25 protein-coding genes are annotated in these 21,799 nt (G+C 64.9%); 23 read left to right on the forward strand and 2 right to left on the reverse strand.

The features are described 5' to 3' along the window. The first annotated feature begins 18 nt into the window (after positions 1-18). The 15 genes from FOS14_RS18620 (at position 19) to nuoN (ending at position 15,943) form a co-directional block, all read left to right on the forward strand. Positions 19-447: a response regulator transcription factor gene (locus FOS14_RS18620; RefSeq protein WP_143772312.1), complete on the forward strand. Its 429-nt coding sequence runs from the start codon at positions 19-21 to the stop codon at positions 445-447. Between the two features lie 95 nt (positions 448-542). Beyond that, the gene (locus FOS14_RS18625; protein ID WP_143772313.1) at positions 543-902 is read left to right on the forward strand and encodes an NADH-quinone oxidoreductase subunit A; all 360 of its coding nucleotides are present in this window, start codon (positions 543-545) and stop codon (positions 900-902) included. A gap of 50 nt (positions 903-952) precedes the next feature. Beyond that, positions 953-1,507: an NADH-quinone oxidoreductase subunit B family protein gene (locus FOS14_RS18630; protein WP_143772314.1), complete on the forward strand. Its 555-nt coding sequence runs from the start codon at positions 953-955 to the stop codon at positions 1,505-1,507. Then, positions 1,504-2,169 carry an NADH-quinone oxidoreductase subunit C gene (locus FOS14_RS18635; protein WP_143772315.1) on the forward strand — a complete coding sequence of 222 codons (666 nt, stop codon included), beginning with the start codon at positions 1,504-1,506 and terminating at the stop codon, positions 2,167-2,169. Before FOS14_RS18630 ends, FOS14_RS18635 begins: the two co-directional genes overlap by 4 nt. After that, on the forward strand, positions 2,169-3,518 hold the full coding sequence (gene nuoD, locus FOS14_RS18640) for an NADH dehydrogenase (quinone) subunit D (protein ID WP_143772316.1): 1,350 nt from the start codon (positions 2,169-2,171) through the stop codon (positions 3,516-3,518). Before FOS14_RS18635 ends, nuoD begins: the two co-directional genes overlap by 1 nt. After that, a complete protein-coding gene (gene nuoE, locus FOS14_RS18645; RefSeq protein ID WP_143772317.1) occupies positions 3,518-4,297 on the forward strand; it encodes an NADH-quinone oxidoreductase subunit NuoE in 780 nt (259 codons plus the stop codon). The genes nuoD and nuoE overlap by 1 nt, the downstream gene beginning before the upstream one ends. Before the next feature lies 1 nt (position 4,298). Next, a complete protein-coding gene (gene nuoF / locus FOS14_RS18650; protein ID WP_143772318.1) occupies positions 4,299-5,588 on the forward strand; it encodes an NADH-quinone oxidoreductase subunit NuoF in 1,290 nt (429 codons plus the stop codon). Then, entirely contained in the window at positions 5,585-8,053 is a 2,469-nt protein-coding gene (locus tag FOS14_RS18655; RefSeq protein WP_143772319.1) for an NADH-quinone oxidoreductase subunit G, read from the forward strand. Before nuoF ends, FOS14_RS18655 begins: the two co-directional genes overlap by 4 nt. Continuing rightward, entirely contained in the window at positions 8,046-9,335 is a 1,290-nt protein-coding gene (gene nuoH / locus FOS14_RS18660) for an NADH-quinone oxidoreductase subunit NuoH (protein WP_143772320.1), read from the forward strand. Before FOS14_RS18655 ends, nuoH begins: the two co-directional genes overlap by 8 nt. Further along, positions 9,328-9,861, forward strand: a complete 534-nt coding sequence (gene nuoI, locus FOS14_RS18665) for an NADH-quinone oxidoreductase subunit NuoI (protein ID WP_143772321.1) — start codon at positions 9,328-9,330, stop codon at positions 9,859-9,861. The genes nuoH and nuoI overlap by 8 nt, the downstream gene beginning before the upstream one ends. Continuing rightward, positions 9,861-10,634 (forward strand): NADH-quinone oxidoreductase subunit J, encoded by a 774-nt coding sequence (locus FOS14_RS18670; protein WP_185981834.1) that lies wholly within the window; start codon positions 9,861-9,863, stop codon positions 10,632-10,634. Before nuoI ends, FOS14_RS18670 begins: the two co-directional genes overlap by 1 nt. Further along, on the forward strand, positions 10,631-10,930 hold the full coding sequence (gene nuoK / locus FOS14_RS18675) for an NADH-quinone oxidoreductase subunit NuoK (protein WP_143772323.1): 300 nt from the start codon (positions 10,631-10,633) through the stop codon (positions 10,928-10,930). The genes FOS14_RS18670 and nuoK overlap by 4 nt, the downstream gene beginning before the upstream one ends. A 23-nt stretch (positions 10,931-10,953) precedes the next feature. Beyond that, on the forward strand, positions 10,954-12,825 hold the full coding sequence (gene nuoL, locus FOS14_RS18680) for an NADH-quinone oxidoreductase subunit L (RefSeq protein ID WP_143772324.1): 1,872 nt from the start codon (positions 10,954-10,956) through the stop codon (positions 12,823-12,825). Continuing rightward, positions 12,825-14,402 (forward strand): NADH-quinone oxidoreductase subunit M, encoded by a 1,578-nt coding sequence (locus tag FOS14_RS18685; RefSeq protein WP_143772325.1) that lies wholly within the window; start codon positions 12,825-12,827, stop codon positions 14,400-14,402. Before nuoL ends, FOS14_RS18685 begins: the two co-directional genes overlap by 1 nt. Beyond that, entirely contained in the window at positions 14,399-15,943 is a 1,545-nt protein-coding gene (gene nuoN, locus FOS14_RS18690; protein ID WP_143772326.1) for an NADH-quinone oxidoreductase subunit NuoN, read from the forward strand. The genes FOS14_RS18685 and nuoN overlap by 4 nt, the downstream gene beginning before the upstream one ends. 1 nt (position 15,944) lies before the next feature. On the opposite strand, the gene FOS14_RS18695 is transcribed toward nuoN, so the two are convergent. Continuing rightward, entirely contained in the window at positions 15,945-16,334 is a 390-nt protein-coding gene (locus FOS14_RS18695) for a DUF5313 family protein (RefSeq protein ID WP_143772327.1), read from the reverse strand. Between the two features lie 140 nt (positions 16,335-16,474). Between FOS14_RS18695 and FOS14_RS18700 the strand changes: the two genes are divergently transcribed. Together FOS14_RS18700 and FOS14_RS18705 are read left to right on the forward strand one after the other, a co-directional pair. Beyond that, the gene (locus FOS14_RS18700; protein ID WP_143772328.1) at positions 16,475-17,035 is read left to right on the forward strand and encodes a hemerythrin domain-containing protein; all 561 of its coding nucleotides are present in this window, start codon (positions 16,475-16,477) and stop codon (positions 17,033-17,035) included. 739 nt (positions 17,036-17,774) lie between these two features. Continuing rightward, on the forward strand, positions 17,775-18,389 hold the full coding sequence (locus tag FOS14_RS18705) for a transglycosylase SLT domain-containing protein (RefSeq protein WP_185981829.1): 615 nt from the start codon (positions 17,775-17,777) through the stop codon (positions 18,387-18,389). Positions 18,390-18,448: 59 nt separating this feature from the next. Here the strand turns inward: FOS14_RS18705 and FOS14_RS18710 are convergent, their stop codons facing one another. Next, entirely contained in the window at positions 18,449-19,306 is an 858-nt protein-coding gene (locus FOS14_RS18710) for an SAM-dependent methyltransferase (RefSeq protein WP_143772330.1), read from the reverse strand. A 101-nt stretch (positions 19,307-19,407) separates the two neighbouring features. Between FOS14_RS18710 and FOS14_RS18715 the strand changes: the two genes are divergently transcribed. From FOS14_RS18715 to FOS14_RS18740, 6 genes are read left to right on the forward strand one after another with little or no spacing between them, the layout of a single operon-like run. Continuing rightward, on the forward strand, positions 19,408-19,875 hold the full coding sequence (locus FOS14_RS18715; RefSeq protein WP_185981830.1) for a Na+/H+ antiporter subunit E: 468 nt from the start codon (positions 19,408-19,410) through the stop codon (positions 19,873-19,875). Beyond that, entirely contained in the window at positions 19,872-20,126 is a 255-nt protein-coding gene (locus tag FOS14_RS18720) for a monovalent cation/H+ antiporter complex subunit F (protein WP_143772332.1), read from the forward strand. Before FOS14_RS18715 ends, FOS14_RS18720 begins: the two co-directional genes overlap by 4 nt. 19 nt (positions 20,127-20,145) lie before the next feature. Continuing rightward, positions 20,146-20,454 carry a monovalent cation/H(+) antiporter subunit G gene (locus FOS14_RS18725; protein WP_143772334.1) on the forward strand — a complete coding sequence of 103 codons (309 nt, stop codon included), beginning with the start codon at positions 20,146-20,148 and terminating at the stop codon, positions 20,452-20,454. Further along, positions 20,451-20,714 (forward strand): DUF4040 domain-containing protein, encoded by a 264-nt coding sequence (locus FOS14_RS18730; protein WP_143772335.1) that lies wholly within the window; start codon positions 20,451-20,453, stop codon positions 20,712-20,714. Before FOS14_RS18725 ends, FOS14_RS18730 begins: the two co-directional genes overlap by 4 nt. Then, a complete protein-coding gene (locus FOS14_RS18735; RefSeq protein ID WP_143772337.1) occupies positions 20,711-21,457 on the forward strand; it encodes an MnhB domain-containing protein in 747 nt (248 codons plus the stop codon). Before FOS14_RS18730 ends, FOS14_RS18735 begins: the two co-directional genes overlap by 4 nt. Then, positions 21,454-21,798, forward strand: coding sequence for a sodium:proton antiporter (locus FOS14_RS18740; protein ID WP_143772338.1), 345 nt, complete (start codon positions 21,454-21,456; stop codon positions 21,796-21,798). Before FOS14_RS18735 ends, FOS14_RS18740 begins: the two co-directional genes overlap by 4 nt. Position 21,799: the final 1 nt, after the last annotated feature.

The following is a 21,799-nucleotide window of genomic DNA, read 5'->3' on the forward strand; positions in this document are numbered from 1 at the left end:
GTCACTAGCATCGGCGTCGTGACCGCAACGCTTCGCGTTCTTGTCTACAGCGACGACGCCCAGACCCGCGAACAGGTGAAGCTTGCGCTCGGCAAGCGCCCCGATCAGCGGCTCGGCGAGTTCGAGTACCTCGAGGTGGCCACCGGGCCGGTCGTCATCGAGCACATGGATGCCGGCGGTGTCGACCTGGCGATTTTGGATGGTGAGGCCACGCCTACGGGTGGAATGGGACTGGCCAAGCAGCTTCGCGACGAGCTGGATCCCTGTCCGCCGATCGTGGTGCTGACCGGCCGGCGCGACGACGCCTGGCTGGCTCGGTGGTCGCGCGCCGACGCCGCGGTGCCGCATCCCCTCGATCCGATCGAGCTGACCGACGCCGTAGTAGGCGTTTTGACGGCGTCGGACGCGCCGGACGAAAGAGAAGCGAGGCGAACGACTTCGCCGTAGGGTGTGTGTTAGAGATCACCTGACGCAGGTGATCTCAGCGGTTCGTGTAACTGGCAGTTCGTGTGACGACACAGGCGTCGGAGCAGGAGCAACGCATGAACGTGTACGTGCCCATTTTGGTGCTCGGTGCGGTCGCGGTGGGCTTTGCTGTCTTTTCGGTCGTCGTTGCCTCACTCGTCGGGCCTAAGCGGTACAACCGTGCCAAACTCGAGGCCTATGAGTGCGGCATCGAACCCGCGCCCCAGCCGGTAGGCGCGAGCCGATTTCCGGTCAAGTTCTACCTGACCGCCATGCTGTTCATCATCTTCGACATCGAAATCGTCTTCCTGTACCCGTGGGCGGTGCATTTCGATGCGCTCGGCACCTTCGGTCTCGTCGCGATGATCTTGTTCATTGTCAACGTGTCGGTTGCCTACGCCTACGAGTGGCGGCGGGGAGGGCTCAGTTGGGAATGAGCAGCACGGTGTGGCGGCGTCGGGTCAGGAGAGAGTGAGCGCGGGCGGTCATGGGTCTGGAGGAGAAACTTCCGAGCGGCATCCTGTTGAGCACGGTGGAGTCGCTGGCCGGCTATGTCCGTAAGGGCTCGCTGTGGCCGGTGACGTTCGGCCTGGCGTGCTGCGCCATCGAGATGATGGCGACAGGCGCCGGTCGCTATGACATCGCGCGCTTCGGCATGGAGGCGTTCCGCGCGTCCCCGCGGCAGGCGGACCTGATGATCGTGGCCGGGCGGGTCAGCCAGAAGATGGCGCCGGTGCTGCGCCAGATTTACGACCAGATGGTCGAGCCGAAATGGGTGCTCGCTATGGGCGTTTGCGCATCTTCGGGCGGAATGTTCAACAACTACGCGATCGTGCAGGGCGTCGACCACGTGGTGCCGGTCGACATCTACCTGCCCGGTTGCCCACCGCGGCCGGAAATGCTGCTGAACGCGATCCTGATGCTGCACGAAAAGATTGCCCATGCACCGCTCGGCGTCGATCGCGCCGAAGCCGTCAAGGCCGCCGAAGCAGCGGCATTGCAGTCGCCGACCACCATCGAGATGCGCGGGTTGTTGCGATGAGTGACGACGGCGAAGTGATCGGCGTCCGGCGGGGCATGTTCGGCGCGCGGGACACCGGCGATACCTCCGGCTACGGCCGCCTGGTCCGGCCGGTGAAACTGCCCGGCGGCACCGAACGGCCCTACGGCGGATACTTCGACGAGATTGCCGATGTGCTGGAGGCGGCGCTGGAGCAGGCCGAAGCTTCCGACGCCCTGGAGAAGACCCTCGTCTTCCGGGATGAGATCACCTTTTACGTCCGTCCGGAACGTCTCCCGCTCGTCGCACAGACTTTGCGCGATCACCCGGACCTACGTTTCGAACTGTGCCTCGGTGTCAGCGGCGTGCATTACCCGGAGGAAACCGGACGCGAGCTGCACGCGGTGTATCCGCTGATGTCCATCACCCACAACCGGCGGGTGCGCCTCGAGGTGGCCGTGCCGGATGCCGACCCGCATATGCCGTCCCTGTATTCGGTGTATCCGACGACCGACTGGCACGAACGGGAAACCTACGACTTCTTCGGCATCGTCTTCGACGGCCATCCGGCGCTGGTGCGGATCGAGATGCCCGACGACTGGGACGGTCATCCGCAGCGCAAGGACTACCCGCTGGGCGGTATCCCGGTGGAGTACAAGGGCGCTCAGATCCCGCCGCCCGATGAGCGGAGGGCTTACAACTGATGAGCGAAAAACCACGTGACCCCGCGGTGCCGGGGCGGACAGCTGCCGACCCGGCAGCGCCCAGTTCAGGCGCCACCACTTACACCTCTATCGGACAAGACTGGGACGAGATTGTCGACGCCGCGGCAGGCGAGGAGCGGATCGTCGTCAACATGGGTCCGCAGCACCCCTCCACCCACGGCGTGCTGCGGTTGATCCTCGAGATCGAAGGCGAGACCGTCACCGAGGCGCGATGCGGAATCGGCTACCTGCACACCGGGATCGAGAAAAACCTCGAGTACCGAAACTGGATTCAGGGCGTCACGTTCGTGACTCGGATGGACTACCTTTCACCGTTCTTCAACGAGACCGCCTACTGCCTGGCCGTCGAAAAGCTGCTCGACATCACGGATCGAATCCCGGAGCGGGCCACGGTGATCCGGGTGATGATGATGGAGCTCAACCGGATCTCCTCGCACCTGGTCGCGTTGGCCACCGGCGGAATGGAACTCGGCGCGGTCACCGCGATGCTGTTCGGTTTCCGGGAACGCGAGCTCGTGCTCGACGTGTTCGAAACCATCACCGGCCTGCGGATGAATCATGCCTACGTCCGCCCCGGCGGGCTCTCGCAGGACCTGCCGCCCGACGGGGTGCGCAAGGTGCGCGACCTGCTGGAGCTGATGCCGAAGCGCCTGCGGGACATGGAGAATCTGCTCAACGAGAACTACATCTGGAAGGCGCGCACCCAGGGCATCGGGTACCTGGATCTGACCGGTTGTATGGCGCTCGGCGTCACCGGGCCGATTCTGCGGGCCACCGGCCTGCCGCACGATCTGCGAAAGTCGCAGCCCTACTGCGGATATGAGAACTACGAGTTCAACGTGATCACTGATCAGGGCTGTGATGCCTACGGGCGCTATCTCATTCGGATCAAGGAGATGTACGAATCGCTGAAGATTGTGGAGCAGTGCCTGGACCGGCTACGGCCTGGGCCGGTGATGATCGATGACAAGAAAGTCGCCTGGCCGGCAGATCTGGCGTTGGGTCCGGATGGATTGGGCAACTCGCTCAGCCACATCCGCACCATCATGGGTACCTCGATGGAAGCGCTGATCCATCACTTCAAGCTGGTCACCGAGGGCCTGCGAGTGCCGGCGGGACAGGTGTACGTGGCGGTCGAATCACCCCGCGGCGAGACCGGCGTGCACATGGTCAGTGACGGTGGCACCCGGCCGTATCGCGTGCACTTCCGTGACCCGTCGTTCACGAATCTGCAAGCGGTAGCGGCGATGTGCGAGGGCGGGATGGTTGCCGATGTCATTGCGGCGGTGGCCAGTATCGACCCAGTGATGGGCGGGGTGGATCGCTGATGCCGCACAATCAGAATGCGGGCCCGAGCGGGCCGGTCTTCGTGGAACTCGGCACCCGGCCACCGGTCGATGCGCCACGCAGCTACCCGGCCGACGTGCGGGCCCGACTCGAGGTGGACGCCAAGGAAATCCTCGCTCGATACCCGTCCGGCACCGAACCCGGCCTCCCACCGACGGCCCGTCGCTCGGCACTGCTGCCGCTGTTGCACCTGGTGCAGTCCGAAGACGGCTATCTCACGCCGGCCGGCATGGAATTCTGTGCGACCCAACTGGGTTTGACCGCGGCGGAGGTTACCGCTGTCGCGAGTTTTTACTCCATGTACCGCCGAGAGCCGACGGGCACGTACTACGTGGGCGTGTGCACCAACACGCTGTGCGCGATCATGGGCGGCGACGCGATACTGACTGCCTTGCAACAACACCTGAACATCGAGCCGGGGCAGACCACCGATGACGGTGCCATCACGCTGGATCACGTGGAATGCAACGCGGCCTGCGACTACGCCCCGGTGGTGATGGTCAACTGGGAGTTCTTCGACAATCAGACTGCGGAATCAGCTCGCGCGCTGGTGGATTCGCTGCGTTCGGGCGAGCAGGTAAGCCCGAGTCGGGGTGCTGCGGTGTGTACGTTCCGGGAGACCGCGCGGTTGCTGGCCGGCTTCCCCGACGGACGCGCGGAGGAGCAGCACACGGCAGGCCCGGCCACGCTGGCCGGGCTCGAGGTTGCGCACGAACGCGGCATGGCTGCCCCGAATCCTCCCAAGAGGGAAGGAGCGTGACGTGCCGCTGACCCCCGTCCTCACCCGGCACTGGGACTCCCCGCAATCCTGGACGCTGCAGACCTATCAGAACCACGGCGGCTACGACGGCTTGCGCACGGCGCTGACAATGACCCCCGACGAGGTCATGACCACCGTCAAGGACGCCGGGTTACGCGGCCGCGGCGGCGCCGGATTCCCGACTGGAACCAAGTGGTCGTTCATCCCGAAAAACATTGCCAAGCCACGGTTCCTCGTGGTCAATGCCGACGAGTCCGAACCGGGGACCTGCAAAGACATTCCGCTGCTGATGGCCAGTCCGCACACATTGATCGAGGGTGTGGTCATCGCCGCCTACGCGATCGGGTGTCATCAGGCGTTCATCTACGTGCGCGGCGAGGTGGTCCCGGTCCTGCGCCGACTGCAGCAAGCCGTTGCCGAGGCTTACGCGGCAGGCTATCTCGGTCGATCGGTGCTCGGCTCCGACTTCGACCTCGACATTGTCGTGCATGCTGGCGCGGGCGCGTACATTTGCGGTGAGGAAACAGCGCTGCTGGATTCGCTCGAAGGTCGCCGCGGCCAACCGCGATTGCGCCCGCCGTTCCCCGCGGTCGCCGGGCTCTACGCGTGCCCGACGGTGGTCAACAACGTGGAATCCATTGCCAGCGTGCCGTTCATCCTGCGCAACGGTATGGACTGGTTCCGCTCCATGGGCACCGAGAAGTCGCCGGGATTCACCATTTACTCGCTGTCCGGGCACGTCACCCGGCCCGGGCAATATGAAGCGCCGCTTGGCATCACGCTGCGCGAACTTCTCGACTATGCCGGTGGGGTGCGGGCGGGGCACCGGTTGAAGTTCTGGACGCCGGGTGGTTCCTCCACGCCGATCTTGACCACGGCGCACCTCGATGTCCCGCTCGACTACGAGGGCGTCGGCGCTGCCGGTTCGATGCTGGGCACCAAGGCATTGCAGATCTTCGACGAGACGACGTGTGTGGTTCGGGCGGTGTTGCGTTGGACGGAGTTTTACGCGCATGAGTCCTGCGGTAAATGCACGCCGTGTCGCGAGGGCACGTACTGGCTGGTGCAGATCCTGGAACGGGTCGAGCGCGGGGTGGCTGATGACGCCGACCTGGAGAAGTTGTTCGACGTTTCGGACAACATCCTGGGTAAGTCGTTCTGCGCACTCGGTGACGGCGCCGCGAGCCCGATCATGTCCTCGCTGAAGTATTTTCGCGAGGAGTATCTCGCGCACTTCGACGGTGGGTGTCCGTTCGATCCGGCACGGTCGATGTTGAGCGGGGGTGCATGACGGTGGCCGATGACCTGGTGACCATTACCATTGACGGGGTCGAACTGCAGGTACCCAAGGGCACGTTGGTGATTCGTGCTGCCGAGCAGATTGGCGTCCAGATCCCGCGGTTCTGCGATCACCCCCTGCTGGATCCGGTCGGAGCCTGCCGGCAGTGCCTCGTGGAGGTGGAGGGACAGCGAAAACCGTTGGCGTCGTGCACCACTGTCGCGACCGACGGGATGGTGGTGCACACCCAGTTCACCTCGGCGGCCGCGGAGAAGGCGCAGCGCGGGGTGATGGAGTTGCTGCTCATCAACCACCCCCTGGACTGTCCGGTGTGCGACAAGGGCGGCGAGTGCCCGCTACAGAACCAGGCAATGTCGACCGGTTCCGCCGAATCGCGGTTCGTCGACGTCAAACGCACGTTTCCCAAGCCGATCAGCATTTCCGCACAGGTGCTGCTGGACCGGGAGCGGTGTGTGCTGTGCGCGCGGTGCACCCGGTTCTCCCAGCAGATCGCCGGCGATCCGTTCATCGACATGGTGGAGCGCGGCGCGCAGCAGCAGGTCGGCATCTACGCGGGTGGCCTCGAGTCGCATGGGGTGACGCCGGACGCGGAGCCGTTCGAGTCGTACTTTTCGGGTAACACTGTGCAGATCTGTCCGGTCGGTGCGCTGACCGGCGCCTCCTACCGGTTCCGCGCCCGCCCGTTCGACCTGGTGTCCACCCCGAGCGTGTGCGAGCACTGCGCGAGCGGGTGTGCGCAGCGCACCGATCATCGACGCGGCTATGTGCTGCGTCGTCTCGCCGGCGACGACCCGGACGTCAACGAGGAATGGAACTGCGACAAGGGCCGGTGGGCCTTCACCTACGCCACCCAACCTGACCGGATCACGACTCCGCAGGTTCGCGGGGCGAACGGTGAGTTGGCGCCAGCGTCGTGGTCGGAGGCGCTGGCGGTCGCGGCGCAAGGTTTGCTGGCGGCCCGTGAGCGCACCGGGGTGCTGGTCGGGGGACGCAGCACCCTCGAGGACGCCTACGCGTACGCCAAATTCGCTCGAATTGCCCTGCGCGCCAATGATATCGACTTCCGTAGCCGGGCGCACTCCGACGAGGAAGCGCAGTTCCTGGCCGCCCACGTCGCCGGCCAACCGATGACGCTGACCTACGCCGATCTTGCGGCTGCACCCGTGGTGGTGCTGGTCGGGTTCGAGCCCGAGGACGAATCGCCGATCGTTTTTCTGCGCCTGCGCAAGGCCGCGCGCAGCCGCGCGTTGCCTGTCTATTCGATCGCGTCCTTCGCCAGCCGCGGGCTCGAAAAGCTGTACGGCCGACTGATCAAATCGCCACCCGGTGGCGAACCGGCAGCGCTCGACGCGGCGCTGGACGATCCCGAGCTTGCCGGGTTGATGCGCAAGTCGGGGGCGGTGGTGCTGGTCGGTGAGCGAGTCGCGGCCAGTCCCGGCGGCTTTGCCGCGGTTTCTCGGCTGTGTGCGCAAACCGGCGCGCGGATCGGTTGGGTGCCGCGACGGGCGGGTGAGCGGGGCGCGCTCGAAGCGGGTGCGTTGCCGGCGCTGCTGCCGGGCGGCAGGCCGGTCAGCGACTCCGCCGCCCGCGAACAGGTCGAGCAGGTTTGGGGTGTACCGCTGCCGGTCGATCCCGGTCGTGACACCGCCGGGATCCTCGAGGCAGTTGCCAGTGGGGATCTCGAGGCGTTGGTTGTCGGTGGCGTCGAGCTGGCCGACTTGCCTGATCCAGCAGCCGCCGCCGCAGCCGTAGACGCCGCGGGATTCGTGGTCAGCCTCGAGTTGCGGCGCAGTGCCGTCACCGATCTCGCCGACGTGGTGCTTCCGGTCGCCGCCGTGGTCAACAAGGCTGGAACGTTCATGGACTGGGAGGGGAGGCTGCGCGAGTTTCCCGAGGCACTGCGAGTTCCCGGTGCCATGTCGGATCTGCGTGTGCTGTCGGCGCTCGCCGACGAGATGGGTTTGGCGCTCGGGATTCCGACTGCTGCGGCCGCCCGCGCCGAACTCGCCGCGCTGGGCGCCTGGGACGGCGCCCGACCGCCCGCACCGACCGCCGAATCGGCTCCGCGGCCTACGCTTCGCCGCGGTCAAGCGGTGCTCGCCACCTGGCGGCAACTGCTCGACCGGGGGCGCCTGCAGGACGGGGAGGCGAATCTCGCCGCGACGGCACGCCGGCCGGTGGCGCGCATCTCCGCGGCGCTCGCCGCCGAACTCGATGTCCGTGACGACGACCCGGTGACCGTGGCCACGGATCGCGGCCAGATCACGCTGCCCGCGGCGATCACCGACATTGCGGACGGCACGGTTTGGCTGCCGATGAATTCTGTCGGATGCGCGGTGTATGACGATCTTGGCGCGACTATCGGCAGCGTCGTCGAGGTGTCTCGCGGAGCGAGCCCGCCGGCCGATGACGTGCCGTCGGCCATGGTCGGCGCGAACGGGGGTGCGAATGACTAACTTTGCTGCTCAATACAGCCCGGATCAGTTCGGGCATGACACCTGGTGGCTGGTGGTGGCCAAGGCCATCCTGATCTTCGCCTTCCTGATGCTGACACCGATGGTCGCCGTGGTCGCCGAGCGCAAGATCATGGCTCGGATGCAGATGCGGGTGGGGCCGAATCGCGTCGGTTTTCACGGCAGCCTGCAGAGCATTGCCGACGGCGTGAAGATGGCGCTGAAAGAAGACATCATCCCCTCGGGTGTCGACAAACCGATCTATATCCTCGCGCCGATCATCGCGGCGTCGGCGGCGATCATGGCCTTCGCGGTCATTCCGTTCGGCCCGGAAGTGTCGGTCTTCGGTCATCGCACCATGCTGCAATTGACCGATTTGCCCGTCGGCGTCCTGTACGTCTTGGCCATCACGTCCATCGGCGTGTACGGCATTGTGCTGGCCGGTTGGTCGTCGGGATCGACGTATCCGCTGCTCGGCGGGCTGCGGTCGACCGCGCAGGTGATCTCTTATGAGATTGCGATGGGATTGTCGTTTGCCGCAGTGTTTCTCGACGCAGGCACGATGTCGACGTCGGCGATTGTGGGTGCCCAAGAAGGCCGCTGGTACCTCTTTATGTTGTTGCCGTCGTTCCTCATCTACATCACGTCGATGGTGGGCGAGACCAACCGAGCGCCGTTCGACCTGCCCGAGGCCGAGGGGGAACTGGTCGGTGGCTTCCACACCGAGTATTCGTCGCTGAAGTTCGCGATGTTCATGCTCGCCGAATACATGAACATGGTGACCGTGTCCGCCCTGGCGACCACGCTATTCCTCGGGGGCTGGCACGCGCCGTTCCCGTTCAACTTCTGGTCCGGCGCCAACTCGGGATGGTGGCCGGTGCTGTGGTTCACCCTCAAGGTCTGGGTGTTCCTCTTTGTGTTCATCTGGCTACGTGGCACGCTGCCGCGGTTGCGCTACGACCAGTTCATGAACCTCGGCTGGAAGGTACTGATCCCCATTTCGCTGCTGTGGGTCATGATCGTCGCGATCGTTCGCGGCCTCGGTGCCGCCCAGGCGGGGACGTGGTCGATTCCGTTGGTAGTCATCGGCGCCGTCATCGGCTTCGCCATGCTGGCCGGCGGTTGGGTTGCGCTGCACCGAAAGCCGCCGCGTCCCGAGGTGGAGCCAACCGTCCCGCCAACATTCGATCCGATGGCCGGCGGCTTCCCGGTGCCGCCGCTGCCGGGCCAGACGCCGCCACGGCGTTCGCGCGATCTGGTCACACAGGAGGCTGGTGATGGCTAACAAATACCTCGAACCGCTTGCGGGTTTCGGTGTGACGTTCTCGACGATGTTCAAGCGGCCGAACACCGAGTTTTATCCGGAGCAAAAGGTGCCCACCGCGCCGCGTTACCACGGCCGCCACCAATTGAATCGCCACCCGGACGGTCTTGAGAAATGCATCGGTTGCGAACTGTGCGCATGGGCGTGTCCAGCCGATGCAATCTACGTCGAGGGCGCCGACAACACCGAAGAGGAGCGGTATTCGCCCGGTGAGCGGTACGGTCGTGTGTACCAGATCAACTATCTGCGGTGCATCGGCTGTGGACTGTGCGTCGAAGCCTGTCCGACAAGGGCTTTGACCATGACCAACGACTATGAGCTCGCCGACGACAACCGCGCCGACCTGATTTACGAGAAGGACCGCCTGCTCGCGCCGCTGGAGCCCGGCATGACGCCCCCGCCGCACGCGATGGCCCCGGGCACCACCGACGAGGACTATTACCGCGGGCTGGTCACGGGCACCGAAGACGGAAGCGCCACCCAGTGATCGGGCACGGCGCAGCAGTTCTCGCGGAGGTCACGCGAACCTCGACAGGTGAGGCCGTCCAGTTTTGGATCCTCGCCGTGATCGCTGTGCTCGGCGCCCTCGGCGTGGTGGCCGCCACCAAGGCGGTGTATTCGGCGATATTCCTGGCCATGACGATGATCATCCTGGCGGTGTTCTATATCGCCCAGGACGCCCTGTTTCTCGGGGTTGTGCAGATCGTCGTCTACACCGGCGCGGTGATGATGCTGTTCTTGTTCGTGCTGATGCTGGTGGGGGTCGACTCGTCGGATTCGCTGGTGGAAACGCTGCGGGGCCAAAGGATTGCCGCTGTCGTCGCTGGGCTCGGGTTCGGCGTGCTCCTGATCGCCGCGATCGGTAATGCGGCGTCGTCGATTCACCGGGGTAGCGGGCGGCAACCGTACGGGCAGGACAACATCAATGGCCTGGCCGAGCTGATCTTCATTCGGTACGTCTGGGCGTTCGAGCTGACGGGCGCGTTGCTCATTACGGCAACGATCGGCGCGATGCTGCTGGCACACCGGGAACGTTTCGGTCCGCGCCGCGACCAGCGCGAGTTGTCTCAGGAGCGGTTCCGCCGCGGCGGCCAGGTGACGCCGCTGCCGAGCTCCGGGGTGTACGCCCGGCACAACGCCGTGGACGTGCCGGCCCGGCTGCCGGACGGCACGCCCGCCCGGCTCTCGGTCAGCAGCATCCTGTCCCACCGGGACATCTCGGGATCGCCCACTTCCGCGGACGAGGGGCCTGCCGAATGAACCCCGACAACTACCTCTACGTCGCAGTACTGCTGTTCACCATCGGTGCCGCGGGAGTGTTGTTGCGGCGCAACGCCATCGTGGTGTTCATGTGCGTCGAGCTGATGCTCAACGCAGCCAACCTCGCCTTCGTGACGTTCGCCCGCCTACACAGCAATCTCGACGGCCAGGTCATCGCGTTCTTCACCATGGTCGTCGCCGCGGCCGAGGTGGTGGTGGGGCTGGCCATCATCATGACGATCTTCCGGACCCGGCGCTCGGCGTCGGTCGACGAGGCAAACCTGCTCAAACAGTGACCCGCCGTGCGTAAGGAGGAGCCTTGGTAATCGCGTCCTGGCTGTTGCCCGTGCTGCCGCTGTTCGGCGCTGCCGTGCTCCTGCTCGCGGGCAAGCGTAGTGACGCGTGGGGGCACCTTCTCGGCTGTGCCACGGCGATCGCCGCGTTCGGCGTCGGAATGTGGCTGTTCGTCGACATGCTCGGCCGCGACGCAGCCAGCCGGGCCAGCGATCACCACCTGTTCAGCTGGGTGCCGGTGGCGGGCCTGCAGGTCGACTTCGGGCTGCAGGTCGACCAGCTGTCGATCTGTTTCGTGTTGCTGATCACCGGCGTCGGCTCGCTCATACACGTGTATTCCGTCGGCTACATGAGTGCGGACCCACAGCGGCGAAAGTTCTTCGCCTATCTCAATCTCTTCCTCGCGGCCATGCTGCTGTTGGTGCTGGCCGACAACTACCTCGGACTCTACGTCGGCTGGGAAGGGGTAGGCCTGGCGTCGTACCTGCTCATCGGATTCTGGGAGTACAAGCCGTCGGCCGCGACCGCCGCGAAAAAGGCGTTCGTGGTCAACCGGGTCGGCGACATCGGCCTCGCCATCGCGATGATGCTCATGTTCGCCACCTTCGGCTCCATCACGTTCGACCAGGTCTTCCCGGCGGCCGGCCGCGCGGGGGAGGCCACCCTCACCGGCATCGGGTTGATGCTGCTGCTCGCGGCCTGCGGCAAATCCGCGCAGGTGCCGTTGCAGTCCTGGCTGGGCGACGCGATGGAGGGTCCGACGCCGGTGTCGGCGCTGATTCACGCGGCCACGATGGTGACCGCGGGCGTCTACCTGATCGTGCGGTCCAACCCGATCTTCGACCACGCCGCCGGAGCGCGCCTCGGGGTGGTGATCGTCGGCGCGATCACACTGTTGTTCGGGGCGATCATCGGCTGCGCGAAGGACGACATCAAGAAGGCGCTGGCCGCGTCCACCATGAGCCAGATTGGCTACATGGTGCTCGCCGCGGGGCTCGGACCCGCCGGTTACGCGTTCGCGATCCTGCTGCTGCTCGCCCACGGCTTCTTCAAGGCCGGACTCTTCCTGGGCGCTGGTGCGGTGATGCACGGAATGGACGACGAAGTGAACATGCGCCACTTCGGGGGCCTGCGCGCCATGCTGCCGGTGACCTTTGTAACGTTCGGCCTCGGCTATCTGGCCATCATCGGAATCCCGCCGTTCTCAGGGTTTTTCGCCAAGGACAAAATCATCGAGGCTGCGTTCGGTGACCACTTCGTGCTCGGCGCCGCGGCCCTGGTCGGCGCCGGCATCACCGCGTTCTACATGACCCGGGTGATGCTGATGACCTTCCTCGGCGCAAAACGCTGGCATTCCGGCGCGCACCCGCACGAGGCACCGCTGGTGATGACAGCACCAATGGTGTTGTTGGCCATCGGCTCTGCGGCCGCGGGCGGACTGCTCGCGCTGGGCGGTGCGCTGCAGGACTGGCTCGAACCTGTTGTCGGCCTCAACGATCACGCATTGGGCTTCCCCGTCTGGGGATTGACGTTGATAACGCTGGCCTTCGTGTTCACCGGCATCGGAATCGCTATCCGCATGTACGTGCGCCGGCCGATTCCGGTCACCGCACCGGCCGAGGTCAACCCGCTCACCGTCGCCGCCCGACGTGACCTCTACGGCGACGCCTTCAACGAGGCCGCGTTCATGCGACCCGGCTGGCAGTTGACCAAGGCGCTCACCAAACTCGACGGCGCCGGCATCGACGGCATCGTCAATGGCCTCGGCGAAACCGTCGCCGCAGCATCGACAGCCTTGCGCCGCTGGCAGACCGGGTTCGTTAGGTCCTACGCGTTGTCGATGTTGGTGGGGGCTGCACTGGTGGTGGCTGTGATGGTCCTAGTGAGGTTGGGGTGATGGGCGACTTTCCGTGGCTGAGCGTGCTGTGGCTGGTACCCATGGTCGGCGCGGCGGGTGTACTGCTGCTCCCGGCGAATCGGCCACAGGTCGCCAAAGCGGCCGCGCTGGCGATCGCACTTGTCGTGCTGGGGCTGTCGATCGCGCTGGCCGTGGCGTTCGACCCGGGCGGCGCCCAATATCAATTCGTCGAAAACCAGTCGTGGATACCGTCTTTCGGTGCCGGCTATACGCTCGGACTCGACGGCATAGCGATGGTCCTCGTGCTGCTCACCGCCGTGCTGGTGCCGTTGCTGCTGCTTGCGGGGTGGAATGACACGGCCACCGAGACCCACGGCGGCCGCTCGGCGCATGCATACCTCGCGCTGACGCTCTGCATCGAGTCGATGGTGTTGATCGCCTTTTCCGCGCTTGATGTCCTCCTGTTCTACATCTTCTTCGAGGTCATGCTGGTCCCGCTCTACTTCCTGATCGGCGCCTACGGCGGGCGAGGCGGGGTCGGTTCGCGGCAGGATTCGGCGCGCGCCGCGCTGAAGTTCTTGCTCTACAACCTCTTCGGCGGACTGCTCATGCTGGCCGCGGTGATCGGACTGTATGTGGTGTCGGCTGAGCACGGCACGGGCACATTCGACCTTCGGCATTTGGTCGCGGGAATTGCCAACGGCACCATCGCCATCGACCCCGGTGTCGAGAAGGCGTTGTTCCTCGGATTCATGTTCGCGTTCGCCGTCAAGGCGCCGCTGTGGCCGTTCCACACTTGGCTGCCGAGCGCCGCCGCCGAGGCAACCCCTGCGGGAGCCGTCCTGATGATGGCCGTCGTCGACAAGGTAGGCACCTTCGCGATGCTGCGCTACTGTCTGCAACTGTTTCCCGACGCCTCGAAGTTCTTCACGCCGTTGGTCATTGCGTTGTCGGTGGTCAGCATCATCTACGGCGCTGTGCTCGCGATCGGTCAGAGCGACGTGATGCGGCTCATCGCCTACACCTCCATCTCGCACTTCGGCTTCATCATTCTGGGTATCTTCGCGATGACCACCCAGGCTCAGGCTGGTTCGACGCTCTACATGGTCAACCATGGACTGTCCACGGCGGCGCTGTATCTCATCGCGGGCTTCCTCGTCACGCGCCGCGGCAGCCGGGCTATCGCAGACTACGGTGGTGTGCACAAGGTGGCGCCCATCCTGGCGGGCACCTTCCTCGTGGCTGGGCTCGCCACACTGTCGCTGCCCGGGCTTGCCCCGTTCATCAGCGAATTCCTCGTCCTCATCGGCACATTCACCCGCTACCACGTCGCCGCGATACTGGCGTCGAGCGCGCTGGTGTTGGCTGCCATCTACATCTTGTGGCTGTACCAGCGCGTGATGACGGGTCCCGTGCGCGGCGGCAACGAAAAAATCCGCGACCTCATCGGCCGCGAACGATTGGTCGTGGCGCCGCTGCTCGCACTGCTGATCTTCCTAGGCGCATACCCGAAGCCGATCCTCGACCTGATCAACCCGGGCGTGCGACACGTGCTGACCACAATCCACCGACCCGACCCGGCACCGACGGTCGCGGAGGCAGGTGAGCACCGGTGAATCTCGCCGAGGTCGTACTACCCGCTCCCGCAATGGAATACGGGCAGCTCGCCCCGATGCTGATAGTCTTCGGCGTCGCCGTGGTGGGCGTCGTCGTGGAGGCGTTCGCGCCGCGTCAAGCCCGCTACGGCACTCAGGTGCTGCTGAGCATCGGTGGCCTGATCGCCGCGTTCGTCACTGTCGTCGTGCTCGCCGGAACGCAGGGTCTTGCTGCCGCCGGCGCGGTCGCTGTCGACGGACCGACGTTGTTTCTGCAGGGCACCATCTTGCTTATCGCGCTGCTGACCACGGTGCTCATGGCGGAGCGGCGCACCGCGACCGTGGCCGCCTTCACGGGCCAAGCGTCGTCGGTTCCGGGGTCAGCGGAGGAGCGGGCGGCGACCAAGGCCGGTAACAGCCACACCGAGGTGTTTCCACTGACGCTGCTCGCCGTCGGCGGAATGCTGTTGTTCCCGGCTGCCAACGATTTGCTGACGATGTTCGTGGCGCTCGAGGTGCTTTCCCTCCCGCTGTATCTGCTCTGCGGTCTCGCTCGCCGCCAGCGTCTGCTCTCCCACGAGGCGGCGCTGAAATACTTTCTGCTGGGCGCATTTTCGTCGGCGTTCTTCCTGTTCGGGATCGCCATGCTGTACGGGTTCGCCGGTACCGTGCAACTCCGCGGAATCGCCGATGCTGCGGCGCACGCGGGCGATGCCCGGCCGCTGCTGTTGATCGGGGTCGGTCTGGTCGCGGTCGGATTGTTGTTCAAGGTCGGCGCGGTCCCGTTCCATTCCTGGATTCCGGACGTCTATCAGGGTGCCCCGACGCCCGTTACCGCTTTCATGGCGGCTGCGACAAAGATCGCGGCATTCGGGGCAATGTTGCGCATCTTCTACGTCGCGCTGCCGGACATTCATGTGGATTGGCGCCCGATGATGTGGGCGGTCGCCATTGCGACGATGGTGGCCGGCGCGGTTCTGGCCGTCACGCAGGACGATGTCAAACGGATGCTCGCGTATTCCTCCATTACCCACGCCGGGTTCGTTCTTACCGGCCTGATCGCCGCCGATGACGCTGGATTGGCCGCGACAATGTTCTATCTGGTCACCTACGGCTTCAGCGCATTCGGCGCATTTGCAGCCTTGACGATGGTGCGCGACGGCGAAAACGAGGTGACCGCGCTGCGCAACTGGGCCGGACTCGGTCGGCAGTCGCCGTGGTTCGCCGGCATTTTCGCGCTGTTTCTGCTGGCGTTCGCGGGCATTCCGCTGACCAGCGGCTTCGTCGCCAAGTTTGCGGTATTCCGGGCGGCCGCCGGCGGGGGAGCAGTAGCGCTGGTGATCGTGGGCGTCGTCAGCAGCGCCGTCGCCGCGTTCTTTTACCTTCGGGTGATCGTGATGATGTACTTTGCCCCCCGGCCCTCAGACGCGGCCGCGGTTCATCGGCCGACGGTGACCACCGGCCTCGCAGTCCTGGTGAGCGCGGCCGTCACCCTGGTGCTCGGCATTTTCCCGCAGCCGGTGCTGGACCTGGCTGAGCGTGCGGCGGAGTTCGTGCGGTAGGTCAGTGCCGCGGGCCGTGCCGTTCCTCGTACTCGCGACGCCGTGCGGCTTCGCGCTGGCGTGGAATTTCCTCGACGAGGTCGGGATTGAGCCCGTGCTGTGCGAGTCTGTGACGGCGGTAGACCTTGTTCAGCGCGATGGAAAAATAGATGTACGGGATCAAGATCGGCAGCGTCATGGTGGCGCGCACGTCCAGCGACGCGGGCACAAGTGCCAGCGGTATGAGCAAAATGATGCACGGGACGGCGGCGCGCGTGACCATCCGTGCGGCAGCGCCGCGGCCAGCCAAATCGTTTCGCACCCAACCGGTCATCGATTTGGGAAGTCGACGGCCGGCGCAGTAGCCGAGATAGGCGAGGAAACCGGGACGAGGTGACGCCGCCTGGGTCATCGCTTTCTCGCTGCCATCGTCACGGCTCCCATTCCGTCGCTACGTGGGGAATGTCAAACCCTATCAGTGCGGTGCGGCGAATTGTTCGGCCTGGACTGGGTATGAACCCGCATGCATGACCAGACGGAGGGAGTTCAACTGTGACAACGAGCCAAGATCAGGACGTTTTGGACCTACTACTGGATCAGCATCAGCAGATTAAAGACCTTTTTGGACAAGTGAAATCGGCCGCGGGCACACAGAAGCGCGACAAGTTTCAAGAACTCGTTCGGCTGCTCGCCATGCATGAAACGGCCGAGGAAGAAATTGTGCATCCGAGCGCCCGCGCGAATGCCGGTGACCAGGTCGTCGACGAGCGCCTCCACGAAGAGGACGAAGCCAAGCACGTGCTCGCCGAGTTATACGACATGGGTGTAGACGCGCCCGGATTCGACGACAAATTCGCCAAACTCGCCGACGCGGTCGTCGATCACGCCACCCACGAAGAGCAGGACGAGTTCGCCAAAATGCGCGACCAGCGTTCAGCAGACGAACTGCGACGCATGGCCGGCATCGTCCGGGCCGCCGAAGCCGTCGCGCCGACCCGGCCGCACCCCCAGGGCGGCGAGTCGGCCACCGCAAACCTGCTCGTCGGACCGCCGCTCGCGGTCTTCGACCGAATCAAGGACGCGGTGCGAGACATGCGCCAGTCCGACAGCTGATCTTTGCGCGGTCTCGCCCCCCTGTGCGTGATTTTCCACCGCCCGCGGTGGAAAATCACGCACAGGGACGGAGTCCAGCACCAGGCGCCGATTCTCACGAAATAGCGAACTGAACGGACCGGTCTATGTGCCGGTCCGTTCGGCTGAGCCGGGCGGCGCCATCCCTTAGACGCCGGTTTATAACGAATCGATCAACCCAACTCGTAAAAACTCGTGTGAAGTGTGTCACCTGCCGTTTACCGCAAACCCGCAGGTAGACGCATTTAGGCACGTCCGTGTGCGCTTGCAATAGCTAGCGCAACTCTAGCTGGCCAACTTCTGTTCATCTCACGTTTACTTTCCGCAATCATTCTGTGACCTGTCGCAATGATTTTGTGACCTTTGAGGTCCAGGCCGCCAGTCTGGAAGCCGACAGGAGTGTTGCCTGCTGTGCGATTCCTGACCGCATAGCCAACGCTCGGGTGTGCCGCCGCCGTGGCGGAAACGCCGCCGCGCACACCCTGACGTGAGTTACCAGTCGATTGCCGCGCTGGCGATCGGCCGGGCCGCGTCGTGCCGGCGGGGACACGAGTTCCCGTTCTTAGCGTCCGACTAGCCACCCGACAACAGCACACGCCGCCACTGAAACGACAGCACTGAAAGGCATCGGCGGGCGCGTCGACCAGCACTCGACGTCGATGTCCAGCGCGCTTGTCGGCGATCGACTGCGGCCAAAAGCCGATTAGGAACCCGAACTCCCATGTCTGTGACAGCAACGTCTCTTTCGCGTGCCCGGAAACTCCTTGCGCAACGTCGCCCGAGGACTCATGTGTCTGCCGCCTACGCCGCGGGTGCCGCAAGTCTGGCGCTGGCGAGCGTGGCGACCATCGCCTGCACCGGTGCCGCCGGCACCAACCCGGTTGAGCCCGCCGCGTACGTCCAAAAGGTGGCCCCGCCGGCAGTTAGCGCCGCACCGAGCGCCCCGCCGGTTGTGCAGGCTGTCGCGAAGGCGGTACCCGCGCCGGCCCCGGTTCCGCCGCCCGCGCCGGTCTACCCGGACAACCTCGACGGCTGGATCCGCCAGGCGCTGGACATCCTGCACGCCCACAACATCCCGGCCAGCTACGACGGCATCATGCGCAACGTCATGCGCGAGTCGACCGGCAACCCGCAGGCCATCAACCTCTACGACTCCAACGCCGCCGCCGGCATCCCGTCCAAGGGCCTGCTGCAGGTCATCGACCCCACCTTCGCCGCCTTCCACATCGACGGCACCGCGTGGAACATCTACGACCCGGTCGCCAACATCGTCGCGGCCTGCAACTATGCGGCGAACCGGTACGGCTCCATCGACAACGTCGATTCGGCCTACTGACGCAGGCCTGGGCGTAGATGCGGCCTACTGACCTAACGAGGCCCGGGCATAGATCGCCCCTACTGGGGTTTCCTCGTCAACCGCACCACCGCGCTCCACGGAGCGTTGCCGACGTTGCGCGGGTCTGGTTGCGGCAGTGCCGCGAATAGGCGCATCCACTTTGGGATTCGACGGAACCGTCGGCCAGCCGGCAACAACGGCTCCAGGTCGACGACCTGCCACCCGAGGTCCTCGAAAAAGGCCACGCCATTCTGCGGCGCGAATTTGAACGGCGCGTTCGCCAAGAGGGTGTCGGCTGATTTGGCCGTTTGTTTGCGGATTCCTTCCGAGGAAAAGTCCACAGTCCACCAAGCGATCTCGGGCCGGGTGAAGGCTTGCGACAGGTCGGCAACCTCGTCGTCGTCGAGGTAGGTCACGAGTCCTTCGGTCAGCACGAACGCTTTCGATGCACCGGCCAGCGCCTCGTCGATAAAAGCCTTGCGAGCGTTCGGATCGCGCATATCGACGGAATACCGCCGCAGCCGACACTGCGGAGTTTCGTCGGCGAGAAGGCGCTCTTTGTCAGCGATCAATCCCGGCAGGTCGGCCTCGATCCAGGTCAACTCGGCGGGCACGTCCAGCCGATACGGGCGCGAATCCAGTCCCGCGGCGATGTTGATCACGCGATCACAACCGGCGGCAATCGCCTCGGCAATGATGTCGTCGATCAGCTTGGTGCGGGTCACCAACCACCAGCCATTGCGCATCTGTCTCGGCGCTGCGGCCAGGATCGCTTTACCACGCTCACCGGCAAGTCGGTCGGCGAGCCGATCGTGAAACAGGGCGTCCGGGCGGGCTGACTCGATGGCGCGGTAGACCGCAACCCAGCGCGCAGTGTCGGAAACGTCGGAAACAAGATCGTCGTCAGCCGGTGCCATGTGGTCAGTGTCGCATCCAGAACCCACCTGATCCGACACGGCACACTCGTTCGGGTAGGTTTTGCTACTTCCCACGGCTGTGTTCGGGCACGATCGAAGACGTGGGAGCCATCGGCGAGTTGCTGTCCTGGTGGGCAGTCGCAGTGCTCGTATGGATTCTGACGCTTTCGTCCGTGTCGTGGCCCGAGGTGATCAGCGCCGCAGCATGCGCCGTCCCATGTGCATTCGCCGCACGGGCCGGTCGAAGGGCGGTACGGGCCACCTGGCGCCCACGGGCGTCGTGGATCCACTGGCTTGCACCGGTCGCGGCGGCAATCATTCTGGACACACTCCGGCTGGCGGCGCTGACGATTCGTTCACCGCGCCGGCTTCGTGAGCACAAGGACCTCTCGACCCTCGAGCTTCCCGCCGACGTCAACGCCACCGCGCCGAGCAGGGAAGCGCTTGCCACATTGGCGATCTCGTCCACGCCCGGCAGTCTGGTGGTCGACCGCACCAAACAGTCGGGTCTGCTGATCCATGTACTGGTCAGTGGCTGGCCACATCTCGAGCGAAGGGTCCGACGATGAACAATTGGCTGCTCGGTGCACTCATTTTGCTCGCCGCCGGTTTCGGTACGGCCTTATGGCTGAGCAGTCGGGGAGCGCCCGAGGACCGACTGGTCGGACTCGAAATATCCGGTGTGGTAACGGTTTTGACACTGATGCTGTTGTCGCAGGGACTCTCGCAGCCGTCATACCTCATTGTTCCGGTGGTGATGGTGCTGATGTCCTTCGCCGGGACGCTGGTGTTCACCCGACTCCTGGCCCGCCGCTCATGAGCGCACTACCCGGCTCGGCATGAGCATGCGAGAAACCATTGCCGCAGTTCTCGAGTACGCCGGCGTGGCCGTCGTTGTCTTCTCCGGCGTCGGAGCGGTCATCGCCCGCCCCACCTACATGCGTTTGCATTTTCTGACGCCGATGACCTCGCTCGCGACGCCGCTGATCGCCGCCGCCCTGATCGTCGCCAATGGCTGGGGGCTCACCTCTGGGACCGTCGCGCTGATCGCCGTGCTGCTCATGCTCACCGGTCCTGCGCTCGAAGCCGCCACCGCGCGCATGACCGCGCAGCGGCACGATGAGGCGAAGACGGAGTCACCGCGATGACCGCGCTGATTGTCGTGGCGCTGACCCTCGTCGCGATCGCGGGCACCGCGGTGGTGCTGACCTGGGATCCTGAACGGCAGGCTGTCTCACTCTCCGTTTTCGGGGTGGCGTTGACGGTGCTTTTCGTGGTGCTGCAAGCCCCGGATGTGGCGCTGTCTCAACTCGCGGTTGGGGCTGCTGTGGTTCCTCTCATGGTGATGCTGGCCATTCGCATCATGCGCAGGGAGCAACGAGAGTCGACGGAGGACGAGAGCAAATGACGCGCCGAACCCGACTTCTGGTCTTTCTCGCCGGCGCTGTCGGGTTCGCCATTGTTTATGCGGTGGCCGTTTTTGGCATGCCCTCGTTCGGTGGACTCGTGCACCCCTACCGCGATGCGGCGGTCGCGGCCGCCGTCGGTCATCAAACAGCCAACGTCGTGTCGTCGGTGAACTTCGACCAGCGCGCCCTGGACACCCTCGGCGAAGAGACAATTCTGCTCGGTTCCGTCGTCGGGGCGGTTGCGCTGTTGCGTAGCGGGTCGCAGCGCGTTCCGCCGCCGGAAAATGTTGTCGCGCAGCCATTGCAGGCCACCAAGCTGGTCGGTTATGTGCTGTTGCCGGTGACGTTGATGATCGGACTGGACCTGGTCGTCCACGGCCATCTCACACCAGGCGGTGGCTTCCAAGGCGGTGTGGTTCTCGGTACCGGCTTACACCTGTTGTATGTGGGCGGCGATTACCCCGCGCTGGAGCGGTTACGGCCGATGCCGGCGTTGCATATCGGCGAGGCGCTGGGCGCGTTGTCGTTCGCGCTGGTGGGTGTTGCGGGACTGATCGTCTCGGGTGCCTTCTTGGTCAACGTCGTGCCGCAGGGCACCTTCGGGCAATTGTTTTCCGCCGGTACCGTGCCGGTTCTCAACGTCGCCGTCGGCTTCGAAGTGGCCTGTGGCGCAATGGTGTTACTGGCTACGTTTCTCGACCAATGGATCACCGGGTCCGCGGGGGAAGGAGCAAGCGATTGAGTGTCTACGCGTATCTGGTTGCCGGATGGCTGTTTCTGGCCGGCGGGTTCGGAATAGTCCGCAGCCGCAACCTCGTCCACGCCGTGGTGTGTCTGTCGGTGATCCAGGCAGGTACCTACGTGCTGCTGATCGCGGTCGGCTATCAGCGCAACGCCAGCGCACCGGTTTTCGGCAACGGTCCGCCTTCCACCGACGTCGTGGATCCGCTGGTGCAGGCGATGACCCTCACCGACATCGTCGTTTCGGCGACGGTTACCGCATTGCTGTTGGCTTTGTCGATCCAGATCGACCGACGTCATGGCACAGTCGATCCCGACGAGTTGTCGGCGCTCGAGGGCTGAG

Source organism: Skermania sp. ID1734, from assembly GCF_007489285.1.
Classification (GTDB): domain Bacteria; phylum Actinomycetota; class Actinomycetes; order Mycobacteriales; family Mycobacteriaceae; genus ID1734.